Consider the following 22,675-nt stretch of genomic DNA (forward strand, 5'->3'; position numbering starts at 1 on the left):
GTGCCAGAAATTAAAATAAATTACAAAGATCTTCCCTCATGTGATGTCCTTGTTGCAGGTGGAGGATCCGCAGGAGTAGCAGCTGCAGTAGGGGCGTTGCATGCAACGCCCCTACAGGTTGTTTTAATTGAAAAAGCAAGTTTCTTAGGTGGAATGGCAACAGGCGCTCTTGTAACACCAATGATGAAAAATATGCCAATGGGAAAAGGATTGTTTTTAGAAGTTTGTAATCGTCTTGCAAAAGCTGGTGGTGGAGCCATCTTTGAAGATGGAAATCCGGGCTGGTTTAATCCGGAGGTTTATAAGATTGTCCTTGACGAAATGTGTGTTGAATCAAATGTTAGGTTGATGTTTGAAAGTCAAATAATTTCCTGTGATGTCTTAAAGGATGAGATAAAAAATATATATTTTTTTAACAAAGGTGGTTTTTTTTCTATCAGCGCTAAAGAATTTATAGACTGTACCGGTGATGGCGATCTTATTGCTTTATCTGGTGTAAGTTATAAAGCAGGTGAAAATAATTACAGACAAGCAATGTCACTTCGTTTTATGATGGCTGGAGTTGACTTAAAGACATTTGCTAACTGGCTAAAAGAAAATGATAAAGCTGGCGATTCGCCAGTTTATTTTTTAAACAATGGAGACATTTTACTTTCAGGTGCACATACTTTTGAAAAAAATTGGACACTAAAACCTTTTTTTGACGAAGCTTTTAAAAATGGTGATTTAAAAAAAGAAGACGCAGCATATTTTCAAATTTTTTCAGTGCCAGACTCACAAGGACTTGTTGCATTTAACTGTCCAAGAATTACGCCAGAAGATAAAATTTTAGATCCACTAAATAATGAAGATACTTCATGGCTTCTAGTTCATGGAAGGCAAATGATAAAGAGACAAAGCACCTTTTGCAAAAAATATCTTCCTGGGTTTAAAGATTCGTATGTTTGTCAGATAGCACCATATATTGGTGTCAGAGAAAGCAGAAGACTTGTAGGGCAATATGTTTTAACAAAGGAAGATGTTTTAAGTGCAAAAAAATTTAAAGATGCCATTGCAAATTCAAATTGGCCAATTGATATTCATCCGCCTGTGGCAGAGACGCGATTAATCACGCCTCTACCACAACAACCACCCAATGGTGATTATTACCAAATACCTCTCAGGTCATTATTACCAAAGGAAAATGAAATTAAAAATTTGATTGTTGCAGGGAGATGTCTTTCTGCAGATTTTGAAGCACAAAGCTCTGCACGTATTCAGGCAAATTGCTGGGCTATGGGTGAGGCAGCAGGACTACTAGCTGCTAAGAGAATAAAAGCAGTGCGTTAATTTTAGTCATTGCTTTTACTCCTATCTTGAAATAAATCTAAAAAGATTTTAACAGATAAAAACACCAAATAAGTAAGCTAAATATAAAATCCCGCAAAATAAGAATGTTCTGTATGTAAGCCTTTTTTTCTTTAATGAAATTAAAACTATACTTGTGTTAATTAAACAAAAGATAAAAGTTAGAGATGAAATTAATGAACTAATTTTCCAGCTTGTAAATAAAAGCCCAATTGTTACAGGGAATGTGCTTTGAAAAACAAGTGCTCCTGAAATATTCCCAACAGCAAGTGTGTCTTTTTTTTGTCTAATCCACATCCAGCTGTTAAATTTTTCAGGAAGTTCAGTTGCAAGTGGTGTAAGTAAAAGGCTAATAATAAATGCAGGAAAGTTTAACTTGTGTGAGACTTCTTTTATTACTTCTACAAAATGGTGAGCACTAAATATAAGAAAAAGCAACGAGACAATTAATTGAAGCCAGATTAACAGTAAATTTGGTTTTAGTTTTGATAAAAGCTTGGTTAATAAAAAAGGATCCAGATTTTCTTCTAACTCTTCGCCTTTAAACTCAGTCCTTGCTTCTTCTTTTATTGTTAGGTATAAATAAATAACATAAATCAGGATCATTACAATGCCAAACAGTATGTGCATAGTGTGGTTTAAAAATACAGCTAAAAATGCAAGTGAAAATGAAATAATAAAAAAAGTTAAGTCTCTTTCTAAAACAGTTTCATCCATTTTAATTTCTTTTGATTTTCTTCTTCCAGTTTTAAAATAAATCCAGCTTGCAAATCCAATTAAAAAAAATGCAATTGTACTTAACATAAATGGGGCACCAATAATTGCACCAATACTTATTTGATTCATATATTGACTAAAAGGATTTGTGGTATCAAATTCGCCTTTTAAAACTTTAATCAAAGTTTCTTTATTTATTCCCCAAAATATTGCTACTAAAGGAACAATTGTTTCTGGTAAGGCTGTTCCAACAGCAGCTAAAAGGCTTCCTGTAATTCCATGTGACAAGTTTAACTTTGCACCGAGCCACTCAACTGAATTACTAAAAACAATACATGAAATTAAAATTGCAATTAGTGAGATAAAAAAGTAAAGCAAAAGCTCCATGAGAACTAGAGTACAGCGTATAGCGTATAGCGCATAGAATAGTAAACCAATTTGTTATAATTCGGTATTAATGAAAAGTTCAAACAAGACAAAAAAATACTTGAAGATAAATTTACTTACTTTTTTAGTTTTGTTTTTCTTGTTACATTCAACAATCTTTATACAAAAGGTTAGCGCAGACTCTGAAAAAACAAAGGCAGTAGCTTTGTATAATACTGCTTGGAAAGTGGTCAATGAAAAATTTTACTTTAAGTCAACGATTGATTTAGATAGCTGGCAAAATAAATTTGAAAACAAAATAAATAACCTAACAGATGCTCATAAATATATAAATAAACTTATTAAAGCATTAGATGATCCATATACAAGGCTTTTAACAAAGGAAGAATTTAAAGATGAACTAAACATTATGAACTCAAAACTAATTGGAATTGGAGTTAAACTTGCACTTAACAAACCAAAAATAATTGAAGTTCTTCCAGATAGTCCAGCGAACAAAGAAGGTCTTGTGCCAGATGATTACATAATAAGTATAAATGGCAAGAGTACTAAACATTTAAATCCAAACCAGGTAGCAAACTTATTAAGAGGACAAGAAAATTCTTTACTTACAGTTAAGCTAAAAAGGGGGGATGAAATTTTAACTAAGGTATTAAAACGTAAGGAAGTTAAACTTAAAGTAGTTTCAAGTAAATTGTTAGATAACGATGTTGCAATTATAAAAATTAGTTCTTTTATTCCTGAAAGCACAAGTGAGTTGTTTAAAAACGAAGTTTTAAAACTTATGGCTACACGTGGCTTAATTATTGATCTTAGAAATAATTCAGGGGGCTTAATGAAGAATGCAGTTGAGATTGCAGATATGTTTTTAAAAGAAGGCAAAATAGTTACAACTGTAAGTGACTCAGGTAGAAAAAATGAGTTTGCAAATTCAGATCAAATTACAAGTTCACATCTTATTATCTTAGTAAATGAAAGCACTGCAAGTGCTAGTGAGATACTAGCAGGTGCTCTAAAAGAAAATAAAAGAGCACTTGTAATTGGTAAGAAAACTTATGGTAAAAGTCTTGTTCAAGAAATTCTACAACTCCCTGATGACTCTGCTTTGCATCTTACAATTGCTGCTTACTTAACTCCCTCTGGAAGAAATATTAACAAAGTTGGGATTGTACCTGATGAAATTGTAAGTGATGAAGGGATGCAGGTTGAAAGAGCAAAAGAAATTTTAATTTCCTTAGAGAAGAATACAAACAACGTGATTGCAGGGTTTTGGTATAATCATTGCTATGACAACTAACCTCCCAAGACATAATATTGGTGCAATATGCAGTCAAGTAAGTTTTGACAGGGTTACACATGCAGTTCATCTTTTAAATATTCAAAATATTTTTCAAACTACGACCTTACCTGCTACCTTAACTCAGTTTGTAGTTGCAAATCAATGGACTAATGCTCAAGGTACTTTTTTACAACAGCTTGAAATATTTGCTCCAAGCGGACAATTACTTGCTGAAAGAAAAAATCAATTTACTATTACTTCTAGTCCTCCAATTTCTTGCCACTGGTGCATTGACTCATTCTCAATGATGTTGACTTTAAGAGAGACAGGGGTTTACTATGTAACTATTTCTATTGGCAGACAAGAGGGCCCAATGGAGTCTATGTGTAATATTCCTTTTGAATGCCGCTTGGTACCTGTACAATCTGCAGGTTAGGAAGGACACGGAAATTATAAATGAAAAAGGTTGTACTATGTGGTGGTGGAACAGGTGGACATATTTTTCCGAGTATTGCTGTTGGCGAGATATTAAAAGAAAAAGGTTGTGATCTTTACTATCTTGGAGTTAATAAAAAACCTGAAGAGTATATTGCAGAAAAAAATGGAATAGATTTTTTTGGTTATGATTTTTTAGGCTTTCCAAGAAAGCTTCAAAAAGAACTTTTCGCCTGGCCTTTTTATTTACTTAAGGCAGTATCAAAAGCAAAACTTTATTTAAAGCATTATAGACCAGAAATAGTTTTTGGAACTGGGGGATATTCTGCAGCTCCTGTTTTTATTGCTGCAAAAAGATTAGGCATTTCATATATTGTTCATAATCTTGATGTTAAGCTTGGTCTTGCAAATAAATTTTGTTCAAATGGTGCATTAGCCTTGACATTGGGTTTTGAAACAAATGAGCTCCCTGAAAATAAAAAAGAAAATGTCATTGTTACTGGTAATCCAGTAAGGAAATGTTTTTTAGAAATTGAAATGTTAAATAAAGCTACCCTCTGCAAAGAGTTTAATTTTAGCCCGAATAAAAAGACAATTTTTATAATTGGTGGCTCTCAAGGTGCAAATGCTATAAACGAAGCAGCTTTGGAAATCATAAAAGATCTTGTAATAAATAATGATATTCAAATCATTCATCAAACCGGTGAAAGTTCTCATGAAGGATTTATCAAAAGAATACCTGCTACTATGACTGCAGGTTATATAGCAAAACCTTTTTTTGAGAATCCTGAAAAATGTTACCATCTTGCTGACTTAGTAATTTCTCGCTCTGGAGCAATGACAGTGACAGAGATTACAGTTTTAGGTAAGCCAGCTATTTTTATTCCATATCCTTATGCAGGAAATCATCAAGAAGCAAATATTAATCACTTAATTAATTCAAGTGGTGCAGTTTTATTTAGACAAAAAGGATTAAGAGCCAGAGAACTATTAAACACAATTTTAGATCTCTTTAAAAATCCCAGTAAGTTACATGAAATGTCAAAAGTTACAAAGTCTTTTGCCAAGCCAGATGCTGCAAGAGACATTGCAAGTTTAATACTTTCTAAAATAAATAATATTCCTGATCTAGTCAAATTGATTTAATAAATTCTTTTAATAAATCTAAACCACCCTCTCCACTTTTCTCTGGATGAAATTGTACTGCAAAAAGATTATCTTTCTTAATTACTGAGGTAAATTTTTCTCCATCATATTCTGTTTCTCCATAAATCAGGTTTTTGTCTTCTGGGATAACATAGTAGGAGTGGATGAAATAGAACTTCTCAGTGTCATATTGTGTCACATCATTCCATCCAATGTGTGGAATTTTTTTTGCTTTTTTAAATCGCACAACTTTGCCCTTTAAAATTCCAAGGCCTTTTATTCCTGGATTTTCTTCTCCTTCTTCAAATAAAACCTGCATCCCTACACAAATACCTAAAAATGGTTTTTTTGCTGATTTAATAATTATTTCTTCCAGATTATTTCTCCTGATTGAATCCATAACAGCGCCAAATGCACCAACCCCTGGAAGAATAACAGCATCTGACTTTTCAATTTGTTTTAGATCTTTTGTGATCTCAGTATTTGCACCAATAAATTTAAATGCCTTATAAACACTATGAAGATTGCCCGCACCAAAATCTATTAGAGATATGTTTTTATTCATGTTTGTACAGACGCCCCATTGAGGCGTCTCTACCCTCTGATGACAATGTTTACAATCTTATCCGGCACGACCACAATCTTTATTAATTCCTTCCCTTTAATTTTTGATTTTACTTTTGGCTGATTAAGTGCAATTTTTTCAAGCTCCTTTTGATCTTGCCCTTTCTTAGTAGTAAGGACATCAATCTTTTTCCCACCCATTTGAATGACAAGTTCAATTTCATCTGTAATTAAAGCATCTTTATCATAGTCAGGCCATCTCTGAGTGTGTATTAAAGATTCTCCACCAAGCTTTTCCCACAACTCTTCTGTAATATGTGGAGCAAATGGTGCTAAAAGTTTTAAAAGATTTGTAAAAGAAAAATTCAAAACCTTAACTTCTGCTTCAGTAAAAATCTTTTTATCCAGGATAAATTTATACATTGCATTTACAAGCTCTGTCATTCGTGCAATGCAGGTATTAAAGGTATATTTTTTATCTGAAATATCTTCAGAAACAGATTTAATTGTATAATTTGCAATTTTGTACAATTCCTGCAATAGAGACGCATGGCCATGCGTCTCTACATCAATAAATCCTTCATATATTTTTAAATCAATATTCTCTCTTAAAATAAAAAACAATCTCCAGATTCTTTCTAGAAATCTCACCTGACCTATAACACCTTGTGTTGACCATTCAATTTCTTGTTCTGGTGGTGCTGCAAATAAAATAAAAAGTCTAGCAGCATCTGCACCATATTTATCAAAAAACTCAGTAGTCCCTACAACATTACCTTTTGATTTTGACATCTTGGTTACTTTGCCTTCTTTTGAACTGTACATAGTAACCATTCCTTGACTAAGTAAGTTTAAAAATGGCTCATCAAAATTTAAAAGTCCAAAATCACGAAGTGCTTTTATAAAAAATCTTGAATACATAAGGTGCAGTATTGCATGTTCAATCCCACCAACGTATTGGTCTACAGGAAACCAGTAGTTTACTTTTTTTTTGTCAAAAACGAATTTGTTGTTTTTTGCATCTGCATATCTTAAGTAATAAAAACTTGAACAAACAAATGTATCTAAAGTATCTGTTTCTCTTTTTGCCTCTCCTTTACATTTTGGGCATTTAACTTGTAGCCATTCATTTGCCTTACTAAGAGGGGACCCACTACTTGTAAAGTCAATGTTTTTACTAGGAAGCAAGACAGGCAATTCTTCTTCAGGTATTGGGACTATGCCACAAGAGTTACAGTAAACAAGCGGAATTGGACAACCCCAATATCTTTGCCTGCTTATTAACCAATCCCTTAGTTTATAGTTTATTCTTGTTTTGCTAAAACCAGTTGCTTCTCCAAACTGAACAATTTTTTTCTTACCTTCTTCACTTGATAAACCATTAAAGTTTCCAGAATTAATCATTATGCCAGGTTCAATATATGCACTTGAAAGTTCTTTTTCAAAGCCGTCTTTTGAAATTACTTGTTTAATTTCTAAATTAAATTTTTTTGCAAACTCAAAATCCCTTTTATCATGAGCAGGTACACCCATTACCGCACCTGTTCCATATTCAAGAAGAACATAGTCGCTAGTCCAAAGAGGAATCTTTTTATTGTTGTATGGATTTATTGCATAAGTACCTAATGGAATACCTAGTTTTTCTTTGGTTTCTGAAAGTCTTTCAATTTCTGAAAGTAAGCTTGCTTTTTTTATGTATGCTTTTACACTTTCTTTATTTTCTTTAGTTGTTAGTTTTTCTGTAAGCAGATGTTCGGGAGCAATAACCATGTAAGTAACTCCAAAAACTGTATCAGGCCTTGTTGTAAAAACAGGGATTTTTAGATTGGGAAAACCTTCAACCTGAAACATAATCTCAGCACCAATAGATTTTCCTATCCAATTTTTTTGCATTAGCTTTACACGCTCTGCCCAGCCGCTTAGTTTATCTAGATCATTTAATAATTCTTCTGCATAGTTTGTAATTTTTAAAAACCATTGACGCATCATCTTACGCTCTACAAAGGTGTCATCATGTCGCCAGCATTTACCTTCTTCTACTTGTTCATTTGCAAGAACTGTCTGACACTTAGGACACCAGTTTACTTGGGCTTCTTTTTGATAAGCCAAGTTATTTTTATAAAATTGTAAAAAGAGCCATTGAGTCCACTTGTAGTAATCAGGATTAGAAGATATTACTTCTCTTTCCCAGTCATAACTTGTACCTAATCTTTTTAACTGTTCATTCTTCATGTAGTTAATATTTTCTTCAGTCCACTTATTTGGTGGTATTCCTCTTTCAATAGCAGCGTTTTCTGCAGGCAATCCAAATGCATCAAATCCCATTGGGTTTAACACGTTATAGCCGCACATTCTTTTGTGTCTTGAAATAACATCACTGATTGTATAAACCCTCATATGCCCCATGTGAAGATCGCCGCTTGGGTATGGGAACATAACTAAGGAGTAATACTTTGGTTTTTTGTCAAAATCAATAGCTTTATAAATACTGCTTTGTTCCCATTTTTTTTGCCATTTAATCTCAATTTCTTTTGGTGTGTAAATAATATTTGATGTAGTCATAGGCTTTTATTATATAAAAAGGAACAAACAATAGTGAATAAAGGGGACTACTCAGCATGTTAATTTCTCTTAGGTCATCCTTCACGAAATTATGCTATTTAACAAAGCGAGGCTTGGTCCAATTCATTTGGGCAAGCCGAGCGGTCTATGGAAAGGTGGCTCGAGGAGCTACGTCACCGCAGAGCCACCTGAGTAATTACGAATAAGGCTCTCACTTATTTGGTTACGAAATTGTTAGGACAATAGATTTTAGGGCATGTATAATCTAGAATAGGCTAATCTTTTATGAGATTTAATTACTTAATTGTCAATTTTCAATTTTCAATTCTTAGTTCTCTGCTTTGTGGAATTTTTCTCTTTGCTTCTTATGCAAGTATAGTTGAACAAAATGATACAGAGTCCAGTAAAGTAAAAATTGAAAAGCATTTCGTATTTGATACCATTCAGCCTACATTAGATGAAATTGTAAAATCTAGTGGAAAGATATTTGCAGGTGAATGTAAAGAAGTTAAGTTTGTAGAAAAAGATTTAGAATCTAAATTACCTGTTTATGAGATTACTTTTAAAATAACAGAAGGAGTAAAAGGAGTACATGGGGAAAAAGAAGTTACATTTAAACAATGGCAGCCAACTATTAGACAAGCAAGTTATGAAATGGGAAAGAAATATATTTTATTTTTATATCCTGAGAGTGAAAGAGGATTAACAAGCCCTGTAGCCATTCAATATGGAAAGTTTGATATCTTAAGAGAAGGCATTATTAGAAAACGAGACGTTGTTAGAAATGGGCACAATAACAGAGGTTTAACTAGAAACTTAAAGACACGAAAGAAAATCACAATTGAAGAAGATAAGTTTGTTGATAAATATTTAGATACTTGTTCTGTACATGGTGCACCAATTAGATATAAAGAGTTTATTAAGGCTGTTAAGTTTTTAGTAAATAAAGAAAAATAAGAAGATGAAGAAAATATTTATACTTATAGTTTTATGCTTTGCTGTAAGTAGCTTTTTAAGGGTACATGCAGGTGGTCCCCTTGTTGTTAAAAGCAACATGGCAGTTACATATGGAAATAGGCCTTTGCTTTATAGGTATGATAAAGGCTCACTCGGGAGGCTGTCTAATTCTGAAGCAATATCAATTATTGAACCTCTATATGGAGAATGGCAGGCAATCAAGACTTCTGAAATGAGATTCCAAAGAGATAATCCAGGCTCTCTAGCTTTTGATGTAGATGCTACTAACTATGATTCAATATTAAATTCAAAAGATCTTTTAGGTTATACAGCAGTTATATTTGATACTGATGGCTCACTTTTGAGCTCATTTTTAGGCGATGGTTCAGGGAATCAAGTTTTAGGTCTTTCTGGGCCAGTTACAGTAAGTTCTGGTCCGCTTGTAAACCAGATTGCTGAGTCTCAAGCAATTTTTAATGGCAGGTTTGTTGATGGAATTGATACTCCTTCAAATCCTGAGTCTACAATTGATTCATTTAAAGGAACAATTATTCATGAGACAGGACATGGTATTGGTTTAGATCACTCTCAAATTAATGTAGAAGCAATTAGTCCAGGTGCATCACAAGAAATTAGAGACTCTGTACCTTTAGAATTTCCAGTTGCAGTAAATGACTTATTTTTAATCAGGCGAGACGATATCTCAAGCATCTCTCTTTTATATCCAAATGAAAGTGAGCTTACGAAGTATGGAAAAATAACAGGTAGAGTCCTCAAGCGAGATGGAAAAACACCAGTCTTAGGTGCAAATGTTATTGCAAGAAATACAAATAATCCATTGTTGGAAGCTATCTCATGTGTTTCTGATTTCCTTACAAATGGCAGTGGAGAATTTACACTCTTTGCTGTACCACCAGGTGATTATAGAATTGAAGTTGAACCAATTGATCTTTCTTTTACTGGCGGATCTGGTGTAGGTCCATATACTGGAAGCAAAACTGATAAATCTTTTCAAGACCCTGTTGTCAAAGGGTTTTACACAGGGCCTAGCCAGCCAATAACAACAAGTGAAAAAGATGCACTTGTTGTAAGTGTTGCTAGTGGTCAGACAGTCTCTGGAGTAGATATTATTGGTGCAACTTCTATAATTCCATCTTCAAGTTCTGGTGGTACAAATAACATAAATGAAATTGAGCCAAATGATTTATTGAGTGCTCCTCAGTTAGTAACATTGCCAGTAACTATTAGTGGACAAGCATCTTCTACAGATAGTGGTGAAGTTGAAGTATCAACTACAACAGGGAATGAAACCTTAGTAATAAGTGATTTGTATCAATTTACAATTACACAAACTTCTAGTTTAACTGCCCTGTTAACAATTGAAAGTGACTTGCAAGACAATGATTTGGATCTTGTTTTGTTTAATCAGTATGCAGACCAAATTCTTGAATCATCAAGTCAAACCGGTAATTCGGATGAGTTAATTAATAAGTCACTTAAAGCTGGCACTTACTTACTGGGGATAGGAGCCTTTTCAGGTTCAACTTCTTATAAACTTGCCATATCAGCAGAAGCAACAGGTATTGGTATACCATCAGTAACTTTGACAGGCAGTGACACATTGATTTTGAAACCTGTTGGTGCAAATAAAACAATGATTAAAGCTTCTGCTTTTAACTTCAACTCAAAGAGCAAATGTTTTATCACCAGTTCAAATGAATCTTTTGTAAAAATAAAACCTTCAGTATTTTCTCTAAGTCCAGCTATGTTAGCTAAGAACATGAGAGTAGTTATAAAGCGTTCACATGCTTTAGATTTAATATCAAATAATAAAGAAGAAGATCTTACAGTAAGTATTATTTGTGATAATGGTGCAAGTGATGAGTTTGATATTCACTTGACACCTACGGCAGATAGTGTAGCAAGGAATAAAGCTCCTTGGCAGATTCTAAAAAAATGACTTCTAACAATAAGCTCCTCCAAAAAGTTGTATTAAATAATGGCTTAAGAATAATTGCAGAAGAAATGCCAGGTGCATTGTCATGTACTTTAAGTATTTGGGTAAGTGCAGGACCAATAGATGAAGAACTAAACAATAACGGTGTTTCTCACTTTATTGAGCATATTGTTTTTAAAGGGACTCAAAGTAGAACAGCCTTGCAGATTGCAGAACAAAGCGAGGATGTTGGTGCCAGTTTAAATGCTTTTACAGACAGAGAATATACTTGTTACCATGCAATGGTTTTAAGTGAGTATGTTCTAGTGGTGCTTGAACTTTTTCTGGATATGCTTTTTAATCCTAAGTTAGATGATAAAGACATTGAACTTGAAAGACAAGTAATTCTTGAAGAAATAAAAATGTATGAAGATACTCCTGAAGATCTTGTTCAAGATCTTTTATGTGAAGTTGTTTGGAAGGATCATCCACTTGGAAAGTTAATAACAGGAACAATAAAATCAATCTCAAATCTTCAAAAGAAATCAATAGTAGATTTCTTACACAATCTTTATACCCCTGACAATATGATTATTTCAGTAGCTGGCAAGTTTGATCTTCAGGAAATAATCCACTTTGCTGAAAACTTCACTTTAAATGTTAAGCAAAAAAAGAAAAAGAAAGAACCATCTCCATTAGTGATTACGCCAGATGTTTTGTGTAAGTATAAGGTAATTGAACAATTACATTTAAACTTTGGTACTAATGGAGTGTCTGTTTATGAAGAAGATAGATATACTTTGGGTGTAATTGATATTGCAGTTGGTGGAGGGATGAGCTCAAGACTTTATCAAGAAATAAGAGAAAAACGTGGATTAGCTTACGCAGTTTCATCTTACTATCACACAAATAAACTTGGGGGGATATTTAGTGTTTACGCTGGTGTGGCACCAAAGGATTCAGAGTTAGTAGTAAACTTGATTTTAAAAGAACTAAAATCAATTAAAAATAAAGGGCTTAAGCAAGATGAACTTGAAAGAGCAAAAATGCAACTCAAGACAAATTTATTCCTTGAACTTGAGTCATCCAAGGTCAGAGCTTTTAGAAATGCTCTTTATGATCTTTACTATGAAAGATTTTTAACACCAGATGAAATAAGTAATTCAATAGAGTCAATTACTAATGACAGAGTTATTAAACTTGCAGGTGAAATATTTGATCCTAAATATTACACTCTTGTAGCTGTAGGGCCTAAGAGAGATTTACCTAAATTAATATCTTAAGTTTACAGCTCTATCATGTGCTGCATTTTCTAATGAGTCATCTAAATCTATATTAGGCACTTCTAATTTTTTTTGTTCTAGTGCAAGTCTAATAATTTTGTCAGCAAGAGCTGGGTTTTTGGGTAGTAGAGAACCATGCAAATAAGTACCAAAAACATTTTTGTATCTGGCTCCTTCAAAACCATCCTCACTATTGTTTCCATTGCCTCTTATTATTTTTGCTAATGGTTTAAGGTTTTTACCTAGATAAGTTTTCCCGCTGTGATTTTCAAAACCTACCAACATAAATTTTGATTCAGTTTCTTCGCATAATACATTTCCAATCATTCTTTTTTTACCACCTACAGTATAAAGATCAAGTGCACTAATTCCTTTAAGCTCTAAGTCAGTATTAGTTTTATAATAACTTCCAAGTAATTGGTAACCTCCACATATAACAAGAAACACTGCATTATTTTCAATTGCAGAAATCAGGTCATCTTTTTTCTTTTGGAGATCATCTGAAACCAAGATTTGTTGTTCATCTTGTCCGCCACCCATAAAATATATGTCGTACTTTTTATAATCAACTTTTTCTCCAATACTAATTGGAGAAATGTTTAAAACAATATCTCTTGCTTTGCACCTTGCAAGCAAAGTTAATACATTGCCACGATCTCCATAGATGTTTAAAAGTTTTGGGTAGAGATATGCTAATTCTAATGACAACAATGACATTGTTATATAATAATTTATGTTGTAGGAAAGAGGTAATCAAAATGACAGATGCAATAAAAAAAGCAATCAAACTATATAAAGGTAGCAAAAAGAAATGCGGTGATTTTACAAAATGGTCTGACAAGCAAGTATTAAGTATTAGAGATAAAATGCGGGGAATTGCAAAGAAAAATCGTGGTAAATGGACTCTTGAATTTTATGAGTCATTGCAGTTAATAAATAAAGAAAGCTTAAAAAGAAAACTTACACAAAAGACAGCATGACATCAAGAAGAAGAGATATGGGCTCTGACATTGATCAGGTTTTAAATGGACAACTTGAAATAAATAAATTTTGTGCTACAAGAAATGTTAGCCCAAGAACAGCATTTGTTTGGTGTCTAGAGCGCTGTAAGTCAGAAGAAGAACATGACAAAGTAAAAAAGTGGATGAAAGAATATTTTGAAAAGGAGACAGGCCTCTTGTAATGCTATTGCAACAGGAATGAGGAAACCTCATCCTTACTGATCTGCCAATTATTAAAATCACAAACAGCAATTCCATCTTTACATTCAGCAGCTTCTCCATCACTTATACAACTTGGACTGTCATCACTACCAAGACATTTGGCAATTTTTCCCGAGGAGCAAGTGATAACCAGTTTATTTTTGTTAGTGTCAAAGTTACATATTACTCTTTCTATGCAAGCTATAAAAATATTTTCATCTGTAGCTCTTGTTCCATAAGATAAATCAATACAAGCTGGAGATGAATTTACATCACAATCAGGACTAAAACGATTTTTTTCTTCGTGAATTCTTGGGTTTGAGACTAAACATACAGGTGTTTCATTCTGTACACATAAAACTTTATTTTTTTCACAAAATGGTGACACTGAGTATTGTAATTGGGCACAGGCCATGGTGCAAGTGAAAATGGTTCCACAAAAAAGACGTATGAAAAGTTTTATCACTGTCCTCATGATTTTGCTCTCTACTTTAGTTATCGATCTTTTAACTTAGTTCTTTAAGGTAAAAATTTAATTAATGGGTAACCCTCTTTTTATTAGACAGCACAGATTTTTGCTGTAGCTTCAATTTGCTTTTGAATAATTTCTTGGATCCCTCTTCGGGCTAATTTTATGATTTCACTCACAATATTTTCTTCAAATGGTTTTCCCTCAGCAGTCATTTGAAGCTCAATAATTTTCCCTGACTGATTCATTACAATATTACTGTCAACTTCAGCTTGTGAATCTTCTGAGTATGAGAGATCTAATAAAACTTCTTTGTTTACAACACCAGCACTAACAGCAGCAACTGGTTCTAGTAATGGGATTTTTAAAATCAATCCTCTCTTTTTTAAATTTTCAAGTGCCTTATATATTGCTACATATCCACCACAGATACTAGCTACTCTTGTAGATGCATCGGCACTAATTACATCAGCATCAATTGTTATAGTTCTTTGGCCGATTGCATTTAAATCAAATGCAGCTCTTAAGCTTCTTCCAATAAGTCTTTGAATTTCACTAGTGCGGCCAGAAGGACGCCCTTTGTTTACTTCTCTTTGGTATCTTGGATTAGTTGAGCCAGGTAAAAGAGAATATTCAGCAGTCAGCCATCCTTTATTTGTTCCTTCTAAAAATGGCGGGACTTTATCTTCAATCATTGCAGTAACTAAAACCTTGGTATCGCCAAGTTCTACTAAGACAGAACCATGGGCTTTCTTTGAGAAGTTACAGGTAAACTTTAGTGGTCTTAGTTCATCATTTTTTCGATCATCGCGTCTTGTCATAGATTTTTATTTTAGCAGTACCAGCAAGAAACTGACAAAACAATTCTTAGAATCAGATTCCTAATCTTGTTTTAGTGTTCTTCCCTAAAGAAATATTAGGTGGCTTAATGAATCTATAACCTAAAAAATTTATATTATGGGTATAACCATGTTAGAGGGTTAGAAAATTAAAAAAATTACAAAGAGGTAAGTGTCATGATTTACAATCCAATTTTTGAAGAAGAAAAAGAAAGAAAAAATGAGCTCAAGCAATTAAAGAAAGAAATAAAACGGCGTGCTCGTCATGACTCTATGAAAGAAACCATTGACCGTGTATATCATCTTCTTCAAAAAAAACCAATACTAACTATTGCAACATTGTTTCACCCTTTAGCTTCACTTGTTAAGTCTGTAAGAACAAAAGAGGTGTAGAGGCGTATTGCAATACGCCTTAGGCTGCTACAGTATACAAAGTCTCGGCATCAGTAGTGTGTTCATCTGCACGCCTTGCAATAGTACTTGCAACTTGTACGCCGTTAATTTTTTCTTCTTCACCAGCCCCAATAAAATACCTGCCGTTTGCTGTGTCATATCCAGCAGCAACTAAGTCTTTGTGAAGCCCAAACCATGGGAGTATAAGATAGAGGACGCCAGAAAAGGCCTGACCTAGACCAGCTCTTATGTAGTCGATTTTAATATCTTTCCCATTTAATGTTCTTGTAATTCGTTGTAATCCATCTGGATTAGTTGCAACTTGTAAACCTTTTAAAATAATTCCAATTGCTGGTATAGCTGTTGCAAATGGAATAGCAAAATATTTACCAAACCAATTAAACCCGTCTTCAGCTTCAGCCTTTACTCTTCCAACAGTTGCTCCTACTACTGCACCAATACCACTTAAAGCTCCTACTGTTGCCATTAAGTGACCTACACTAGGTACAGTCCAATAAAGTATTCCATTTTTATCAGATTTTCTTTTTTCTAATAAACCAGCTAACCTTGGCTCGTTAATTACATCACCAACCATCTTGAATGGAGTCAATAACATGCTTACAGCTTGGCCAATTGTTTTACCTACAACTTTTGGCAGACCAAAGTTTTCTAGTTTTTTCATTGCGCCAAGAATTAAGTTTGTGCTAAATTGAGTTACTTCCCTTACTTTTGGCCTTGGATCAATAGATTTATTAAAATGTCCCTCGATCATACTTTCACTGTGATTATTTACTTTTTGATTGATTAATGCTTCTTGTCTGCCTCTTCCAAAAAATAAGAATGAATTCCCTAAACCAAGTAACCAGTATTTTGATTTGTTTGGTAAAAATGATGCAATAATATTTAAACCTTCACCAACGCAAATCTCAGGATATTTTTGTGGATTTAAAACTCCTCTAAGTGCACCACCTAATGCAGAAACAGCTCTTACACTATTTGATATCCAGTAACCAGAAGTATATAGAACTCCTTCCAGATTCCCAGAGAATTTACTGACTATTCTTACTATCCCGCCTATTGCCATAAGAGCTCCGGAATATTTTAAAAGCCCGCTAAATAAGAAAGGTATATTGCCTACAAGTTTCTTTAATCTAGCTTTCCCAAGCTTTGTGTCATCTTTTCCCAAAAGCCAGAGTAAAAATTTGTTTGTTAACAATCCTGATTTTGGAGAAAAGGGTGGTAAATATTTTTCTTCTTGTAAAATGTTATTTAGTCTTTCCGGAGTTTCATAGTCTTTTAATTGATTAGAAGACGGATCAAAGTATTTAAATTTTCCTGTTGCTTCATCTTCTTCAATTTCGATCTTCTCTAATTTTGAAATATCTTTGTTGTATGGTATCGGGTTGTTGCCATTTAACTCATCTAGTACATAAACATTATCTTTGTTCTTGTAGACTATTCCAGTTACTTGACTGCTTTCATCTTTAACTCTGTATTCACGCCATATTCTACATCTTGGTGCATTAGGAGGAATTATAAAAGCTTCATTTTGTTCTCTTACAGCTTGTTTATATCTAGCTATAAGATTTAACTCGTCAGAACTAAAGTTTGTTTCTCCGTTTAATTGTCGCTTGCATAACTCTTGTGCTTTTGCAAAGTCTTTTTGTATAAATCTTTCATGCTTACCTAAAAGCAGTTCTAATGTTTCGAGCATCCTGTAGATGTAAACTTCTGGAGAGCTATGTGCTACAAAATTATCTCCATAGATTCTTTTAAAATCTTCAATTAATTCTTCTTTAGTAAACTCATAATTCTTGCTTCTAGGATTGAATTCAAGTATAGGAGTTCTATGCTCATAGTCTGGACCTTCGAACCTTACTATTTTTTCATAATTTCCATTCTTCTTTTTACGTAAAAAAAAGTTACCAAACTCTTTTGATTGTTCTTTCAATTCAGCACAATACTCTTTAAATTGTTCAGGGTCCTTCTTAAGTTTCTCCATGAACTTCCCGTAATCCTCGATACATAGTTTGATAATTGCTTCATATAGCTTTCTTTCATTGTACTTAAACAAAACCTGGTTTGCTAAACCATTTCTAAGTAGTATTGCTGCAAGAGCTTCAAGGTCACTAGTGCTATCACCACCACCTGTTAAAGCTGTTGTTTGGAAACCGTCTTTATCTAGGAGATTGTCTCTAAGGTCTACACCTGAATCTTTATCACGATTCCCTAGTAATTCCCAATAAATCCAGCCGTCTTGATTTAATTTATTGATTCCATAAAATTTAAATCTCTTATCTTCAATACTGCTAGGTGGTAAGTATGGAATCTCAACTGCTCTAGTTGATGCAATAGGTGTTGAACAATATTGAATTTCTCTTTTGTCTACAAAAGAAAAAATGGGATAAAACGAACGATCTCCATTACCGCCTTGGCCATTTTTTGCAAACATTCCACGGCTACTGTTTCGGATAAACATTTCATTTGGGTAAAGCCACTCAAGTTGTTGTAGATCAGATTCATTGAGTGACCTCAGACTCTCAATATCCTCAATATTTTCAGGTAGAAAAGTATCGATTATGCTAATTAATTCTGCTTCAGGTCCTCCTGAGTTTTTAAAATGCTCTTTTGTCCACTGTATGTATCCAGATGAACCAAAACCTGCACAAGAAGTATTACGTTCAGCTTTAAATTCATCAGAAAAGTCTAGAAGTCTTTCTCTTGAAGGACCAGTGCTAAAAGAAAATAATTTTTTTTCTCCTGATTCGGCTCTTTGATTATCAATTGCTTCTAATTGTTCTTGAGTATAGTGAAGGGACAAATGTTCAAGCATTCTCCAGTCTAGATATGATTTAACCCCTTCTTTCTTAAGTAGCTCAATCCCATGGTCTCTAAATTTTTTAATGTCTTGATGTAGCTCTCTCCTATTTGTATACATGTTTTCTTTAGCGATGAGGCGCCTGACCTTGGAGTGATTTGCAAATTGTTTTAATATGTAATTTGCTCTGTCAACAGCATCTAAACCACCTCTTTGTCTCCTGTCAAATGGTGTTAGAAACCTGTTGTAATAATGCATTGTAAGGGCAGCAAGTTCACCACGTGTAGCTAGTCTGATGAATCTTCTTATATCATTTGTGTTATTGCTTGATAGCAATGCATAATGATTTTGTCCCTTGAAATCATTTGATACTTGTTCTGTGCTATCAGCCCCGATTAGTCTTACATGCAGCATTGCATCTGCTAGAGCATTATTTAGCGCAATATTTTTTTTTTCTATAACTTCAGCAGGGATTAGTTCCCCGGCTTTTTTCTTTTTCTCACATTCATTTAGTCCTTTTCTTATTTGAATAACTTTTTGCCACTTAGGAATGCCAGCATTGACATTTGCAAGTAACTTTTCCTGAAATTGTTTTAAGCATTCTTCTTCTATTCTTGCTAGTTCTTCTTTTGTTGCTCCACTTTCTTTTGCTTGCATAAGTTTGTCATTGATACATTCTTTTTTAAGATTTGCAATTTTTAAATAATGGTCATAGTAAGAACCTTCTTCTAATGCAAGATTGGTGTCATAAATATATCCAGCAACTTTCTTTGATTCTGCAATGGCATATTCATGCGCAGGATCTGTAAAAAGTGCTTCAACAAAGGTTTTTTGTTTACCATCAATTTCAATAGTAATTATTTCATCTGGATTTGATCTGTCTTCAAGGTGCCTTAATAAATCTATAGCTCTATAGGTCTTATTAGAAAGAAATATTTTTTCTAGACCACCTGCATATCCATTTGCATTTAAGAAAGTAAACCTGCAGTGCTTAATATTTTCTTCTAATGTCTCTAAGTCTCCATAAATTTCTGGTCCAAGCCCATTTAAGCGACCTAATTTTATGCAAGGTTCTACTCCAGGAAGTTGTGAAGATGTTAGTGTTTCATCTAAAGGCCTTGCACTATTTGTACCTTCAATTATTTTAATTCCTAGTGAATCAGCTAATTCTTGCATTAGTTTTATAGTTCTTTGGAGTGCATCATGAATTTCTATTGCTTTATCAGCACATGTAAAACCAGGGTCTCTGCTCTTACTTGTTAAGGTATCATCCATGTCGTTTAAAATTTTTATAACCTTGGTTGCTTTTTCTGGTTCTTGTAAAAGTAGCTTTGTCCACCATTTGATAAAACGATTATGTTGGAGTTGCTCATTTGATCGAAATGTGCCATCACAGCCAGCTAGAAAGGAAAGCATTCCAGACATTGGAACACCAACATCTTTTGGAATTACATTTGTAGAATATTCTTTTGAATAATCAATTGCTGCTTCTGAATCAGAAAGTAATCGTTCTGCTCTTTTTGTTATTTGAACTGCAGGAGCATCACTTTCACTAGCAGTATTCCTAATTTGCTCATAATATCTTAAGAATGGTTTGTTGTCTTCTGGAAGTGGAGTCCCAACAATAATTGAACATGCTATAAGAGTTGCTCTCCATAGTTTTTGAAAAAAACCTAGTTTGTTCTGGCTTTGTTGCTCACTAACTTCTCTTTGAACTTTTTGACTTTGTTCTGGTGTACCATTTGACCTAAGAGCTAAATATCCAAGGTACTCAGCACGTCTCGCCCCGTTTGGAATTACTTTAGAAATGTCTTGAACATTTGTAGCCAAACGTTATTCTCCTTTGAATAACTTGTTGTCTTTTATTTCTTACAAAAGTCAAAGCAAATCAAGCTTGAATTATTTTTTATATTTTTCGACCTAATCGACATTGATTTGGTTTTATACTTGTACTTAAATTTTACTTGACCTATATAGCTACTCTTTTTAAATACAAAAAATATTCTATCACTATTTGTATTTGCAGGATGAAAAGATGAAAACTTATTTTTTAATAAGGTTAAGATAGTTAATTTTCTTTTTCTATATGACGTGAAACATGCATAGATACTAGCAAAATGCCTGACAATAAAATCAATTTTTTAATTCTTTGAAATTATTAATTAAAGATTAAATTTTCCTTGTCTTCTTTACAAAAAGGTCTGCAACCAAAATATCAAAGAGTGCAATCCCTAGATTAAAGACAAGAATTTTCTTAGGTATATTACTTCTTTTATAATTGCTAAAAACAATATCTCCAATTTCTTTTTTTATCTTTGGCCTGTTTGGCGGGAAGTAAAGACGCCCCGGTGGAGCGTCTCTACTTTTTAATTTGTATTGAGCAATGTCATCGGTATAGATTTCATCTAAATATTTGTAAAGATTTGGATCAATCCTTGTTCCATATTCAAGAGGCAGAATTAGTACGTCATCCTTTAAGTCCTTATTAAAAATATATGGAGTAATTTTTGGTGGAAATGTTGTAGCACTTAGGATGACATCAGAGCTCTTTACTACTTCATGAATGTTTTTTGTGCTTTCAAACTTTTCTTTTGGGAATTTTTTTTGAAATGCTACAAGCTCATTGTGAATATATTCAAATAAAACAAATCTTGGATTTTTAAAAATAGATTTAAATGCAATTACATGGACATATGCTTGTAGTCCAAGACCCAAAATGCCAATTGTAGGGGCTCGCCGCTGGCTGGCCCCTACAAGATATTTTGCACAAACTGCACTGACACCAGCTGTACGCATTGCAGTAATCCAGTTCCCTTTTAAAATTGCAATTGGCAAACCATATTTTGGTTCATTTAAAATAATTAAATTATTTAAATAAGGAATCCTTTTTTTTAAATTACTTTTATATGCACTTTGCCACTTAATTCCAAATATTTCAAGCTTTGTTCTTTCTCCGTATTGCCGTATCGCCGATTCGCCGTTACGTTCTTTTTTAAACACTGCTACTGGCATTCCTTCTGCAAAAGCACCAGGGGTGTGCAACTCTGGTCCTATTTTAGGAGGCAAACTAACTAATCCTTGTGCTTTTTTTCTAAAACCTTCTTCAATAACTTTAATTACATCTTTTATTTTTAAGACTTTTTTAATTTTTTCGTCATCAAGAACAATTTTTATATTACTAATGTGCATATTTTCTGTGAAACTTAAAATTTAATTTTATTGAAGTCAATAAATCTATAATACTTATTCTCTTTTGCTATCACATATTCATCTTTGTCAAAATCACCAGTGTGTAGTCCTTCCTCTATGATTTTGCATATGTTATTTCCCAGCTTAGCAAGACTTTCATTTATTATTTTGTAAACAATAAAAACATCCAGACCTTGATAGTCGTGTACAACTCTATTTCTAAAGTTTATTATTTTATCCCATTCAATTTCTTTATATCTATTTTTTAATTTATCACTAAGTTTGTTAGTGTTTTCACCAATAAACGACAATAAATTTAAGCAGGCATTGTAGTTAAGTTGTTCGTTAGCCTCAAAGAATTCTTCTGCACTTTTGTAGGTTTCAGAATATTTTTTAGTTTTTTCTATTGCGTTTAGTATTCCAAGAAGGTATAAAAGATCATTTCTTATACTTCTTAACATAAATTATGTCCTTTTTAGCCCGATGCAAAATTATTGGGTTTGTATATTGGTCTATTACAACATCAATTTTTTTTCCAATTTTTTTTTCTAAATCTTCTTTTATTTCAATTAGTTTGTTTTTGTTAGTAATATTCTCTAGTAAAAGATCTATATCATGTGCTGGTTCACCTCTTGCAAAAGATCCAAAGATTCCTATATTATCCACTCCTAGTAAATCAAAAATATTATTTTGATTTAAAAACAACTCAAAGTCTTTTATGCCTTGAAATTCTAATGTCATTACTTTTAAATTATACCTAATTTTAAAGGGGGTCTGTAAAGTTTTCGAGGATCATGTCATTGCGAGCGGAGCAAAGCAATCCCGGACGAATTTATGTGTAGACCTTCGAGACTGCTTCGTCGTTTCACTCCTCGCAGTGACATGCCATAGCTGTCAGGTTAACGATAAGAAAAATGGCTTATGAACCAATCGTAGAACGTCATTGCGAGGAGCAACTTTGTTGCGACGAAGCAATCTGCTAACGTTCTAGCATGCTGCTAATATCTAAACACTGAAACATTACTTTCCAGAAACAAAAAAGAGATTTTTACAGGCCTTAAATACCACAGAGGTATTAAGGTATGGAAATATTTAGAGAAATAGTTGAGGAAAGTTTTTCAGAGTTAAAAGATCATAGAAGACCAGAAGGAC

At 33.3% G+C, this 22,675-nt stretch carries 20 protein-coding genes; 10 read left to right on the forward strand and 10 right to left on the reverse strand.

Annotated features, from left to right (window positions below; genetic code table 11):
- Positions 1–1,329, forward strand: coding sequence for an FAD-dependent oxidoreductase (locus HYY52_02710; GenBank protein ID MBI2995602.1), 1,329 nt, complete (start codon positions 1–3; stop codon positions 1,327–1,329).
- A 48-nt stretch (positions 1,330–1,377) separates the two neighbouring features.
- Here the strand turns inward: HYY52_02710 and HYY52_02715 are convergent, their stop codons facing one another.
- Positions 1,378–2,451 (reverse strand): sodium:calcium antiporter, encoded by a 1,074-nt coding sequence (locus HYY52_02715; protein ID MBI2995603.1) that lies wholly within the window; start codon positions 2,449–2,451, stop codon positions 1,378–1,380.
- Positions 2,452–2,521: 70 nt separating this feature from the next.
- Here HYY52_02715 and HYY52_02720 point away from each other — a divergent pair, with 70 nt between their 5' ends.
- The 3 genes from HYY52_02720 to murG are packed head-to-tail and all read left to right on the forward strand — an operon-like array spanning position 2,522 to position 5,311.
- Positions 2,522–3,748, forward strand: a complete 1,227-nt coding sequence (locus HYY52_02720) for a S41 family peptidase (protein ID MBI2995604.1) — start codon at positions 2,522–2,524, stop codon at positions 3,746–3,748.
- Complete coding sequence (locus tag HYY52_02725) at positions 3,738–4,166, forward strand: hypothetical protein (protein ID MBI2995605.1); 429 nt, start codon at positions 3,738–3,740, stop codon at positions 4,164–4,166. Before HYY52_02720 ends, HYY52_02725 begins: the two co-directional genes overlap by 11 nt.
- Before the next feature lie 20 nt (positions 4,167–4,186).
- A complete protein-coding gene (gene murG, locus HYY52_02730) occupies positions 4,187–5,311 on the forward strand; it encodes an undecaprenyldiphospho-muramoylpentapeptide beta-N-acetylglucosaminyltransferase (protein MBI2995606.1) in 1,125 nt (374 codons plus the stop codon).
- On the opposite strand, the gene hisH is transcribed toward murG, so the two are convergent.
- Together hisH and HYY52_02740 are read right to left on the reverse strand one after the other, a co-directional pair.
- Positions 5,298–5,876: an imidazole glycerol phosphate synthase subunit HisH gene (gene hisH, locus HYY52_02735; protein ID MBI2995607.1), complete on the reverse strand. Its 579-nt coding sequence runs from the start codon at positions 5,874–5,876 to the stop codon at positions 5,298–5,300. The two genes, murG and hisH, sit on opposite strands and share 14 nt — an antisense overlap.
- Before the next feature lie 29 nt (positions 5,877–5,905).
- A complete protein-coding gene (locus HYY52_02740; GenBank protein MBI2995608.1) occupies positions 5,906–8,422 on the reverse strand; it encodes a leucine--tRNA ligase in 2,517 nt (838 codons plus the stop codon).
- Positions 8,423–8,722: 300 nt separating this feature from the next.
- Between HYY52_02740 and HYY52_02745 the strand changes: the two genes are divergently transcribed.
- Genes HYY52_02745 through HYY52_02755 form a run of 3 tightly spaced genes read left to right on the forward strand, consistent with a single transcriptional unit; the run spans position 8,723 to position 12,613 of the window.
- Positions 8,723–9,394, forward strand: coding sequence for a hypothetical protein (locus HYY52_02745; GenBank protein MBI2995609.1), 672 nt, complete (start codon positions 8,723–8,725; stop codon positions 9,392–9,394).
- Positions 9,395–9,398: 4 nt separating this feature from the next.
- A complete protein-coding gene (locus tag HYY52_02750; GenBank protein MBI2995610.1) occupies positions 9,399–11,354 on the forward strand; it encodes a hypothetical protein in 1,956 nt (651 codons plus the stop codon).
- Positions 11,351–12,613, forward strand: coding sequence for an insulinase family protein (locus HYY52_02755; protein MBI2995611.1), 1,263 nt, complete (start codon positions 11,351–11,353; stop codon positions 12,611–12,613). Before HYY52_02750 ends, HYY52_02755 begins: the two co-directional genes overlap by 4 nt.
- Here HYY52_02755 and HYY52_02760 read toward each other — a convergent pair.
- Positions 12,602–13,324 (reverse strand): glutamine amidotransferase, encoded by a 723-nt coding sequence (locus tag HYY52_02760; protein ID MBI2995612.1) that lies wholly within the window; start codon positions 13,322–13,324, stop codon positions 12,602–12,604. The genes HYY52_02755 and HYY52_02760 overlap by 12 nt on opposite strands.
- Before the next feature lie 47 nt (positions 13,325–13,371).
- On the opposite strand from HYY52_02760, the gene HYY52_02765 reads away from it, so the two are divergent.
- Together HYY52_02765 and HYY52_02770 are read left to right on the forward strand one after the other, a co-directional pair.
- On the forward strand, positions 13,372–13,593 hold the full coding sequence (locus tag HYY52_02765; protein ID MBI2995613.1) for a hypothetical protein: 222 nt from the start codon (positions 13,372–13,374) through the stop codon (positions 13,591–13,593).
- Positions 13,590–13,796, forward strand: a complete 207-nt coding sequence (locus HYY52_02770) for a hypothetical protein (GenBank protein MBI2995614.1) — start codon at positions 13,590–13,592, stop codon at positions 13,794–13,796. Before HYY52_02765 ends, HYY52_02770 begins: the two co-directional genes overlap by 4 nt.
- Before the next feature lie 2 nt (positions 13,797–13,798).
- Here the strand turns inward: HYY52_02770 and HYY52_02775 are convergent, their stop codons facing one another.
- Entirely contained in the window at positions 13,799–14,230 is a 432-nt protein-coding gene (locus HYY52_02775; GenBank protein MBI2995615.1) for a hypothetical protein, read from the reverse strand.
- Positions 14,231–14,373: 143 nt separating this feature from the next.
- Entirely contained in the window at positions 14,374–15,105 is a 732-nt protein-coding gene (gene rph, locus HYY52_02780) for a ribonuclease PH (GenBank protein ID MBI2995616.1), read from the reverse strand.
- Between the two features lie 195 nt (positions 15,106–15,300).
- Here rph and HYY52_02785 point away from each other — a divergent pair, with 195 nt between their 5' ends.
- Positions 15,301–15,516: a hypothetical protein gene (locus HYY52_02785; GenBank protein ID MBI2995617.1), complete on the forward strand. Its 216-nt coding sequence runs from the start codon at positions 15,301–15,303 to the stop codon at positions 15,514–15,516.
- 19 nt (positions 15,517–15,535) lie between these two features.
- Here HYY52_02785 and HYY52_02790 read toward each other — a convergent pair whose 3' ends face one another.
- The 4 genes from HYY52_02790 to HYY52_02805 form a co-directional block, all read right to left on the reverse strand.
- Positions 15,536–20,164, reverse strand: a complete 4,629-nt coding sequence (locus HYY52_02790; GenBank protein ID MBI2995618.1) for a hypothetical protein — start codon at positions 20,162–20,164, stop codon at positions 15,536–15,538.
- Between the two features lie 339 nt (positions 20,165–20,503).
- The gene (locus HYY52_02795; GenBank protein ID MBI2995619.1) at positions 20,504–21,523 is read right to left on the reverse strand and encodes a hypothetical protein; all 1,020 of its coding nucleotides are present in this window, start codon (positions 21,521–21,523) and stop codon (positions 20,504–20,506) included.
- 14 nt (positions 21,524–21,537) lie between these two features.
- Complete coding sequence (locus HYY52_02800; GenBank protein MBI2995620.1) at positions 21,538–21,984, reverse strand: DUF86 domain-containing protein; 447 nt, start codon at positions 21,982–21,984, stop codon at positions 21,538–21,540.
- A complete protein-coding gene (locus tag HYY52_02805; GenBank protein ID MBI2995621.1) occupies positions 21,962–22,264 on the reverse strand; it encodes a nucleotidyltransferase domain-containing protein in 303 nt (100 codons plus the stop codon). Before HYY52_02805 ends, HYY52_02800 begins: the two co-directional genes overlap by 23 nt.
- Positions 22,265–22,675: the final 411 nt, after the last annotated feature.

The sequence above is a fragment of the Candidatus Melainabacteria bacterium genome, from assembly GCA_016193285.1.
In the GTDB taxonomy this organism is placed as follows: Bacteria; Cyanobacteriota; Vampirovibrionia; order 2-02-FULL-35-15; family 2-02-FULL-35-15; genus JACPSL01.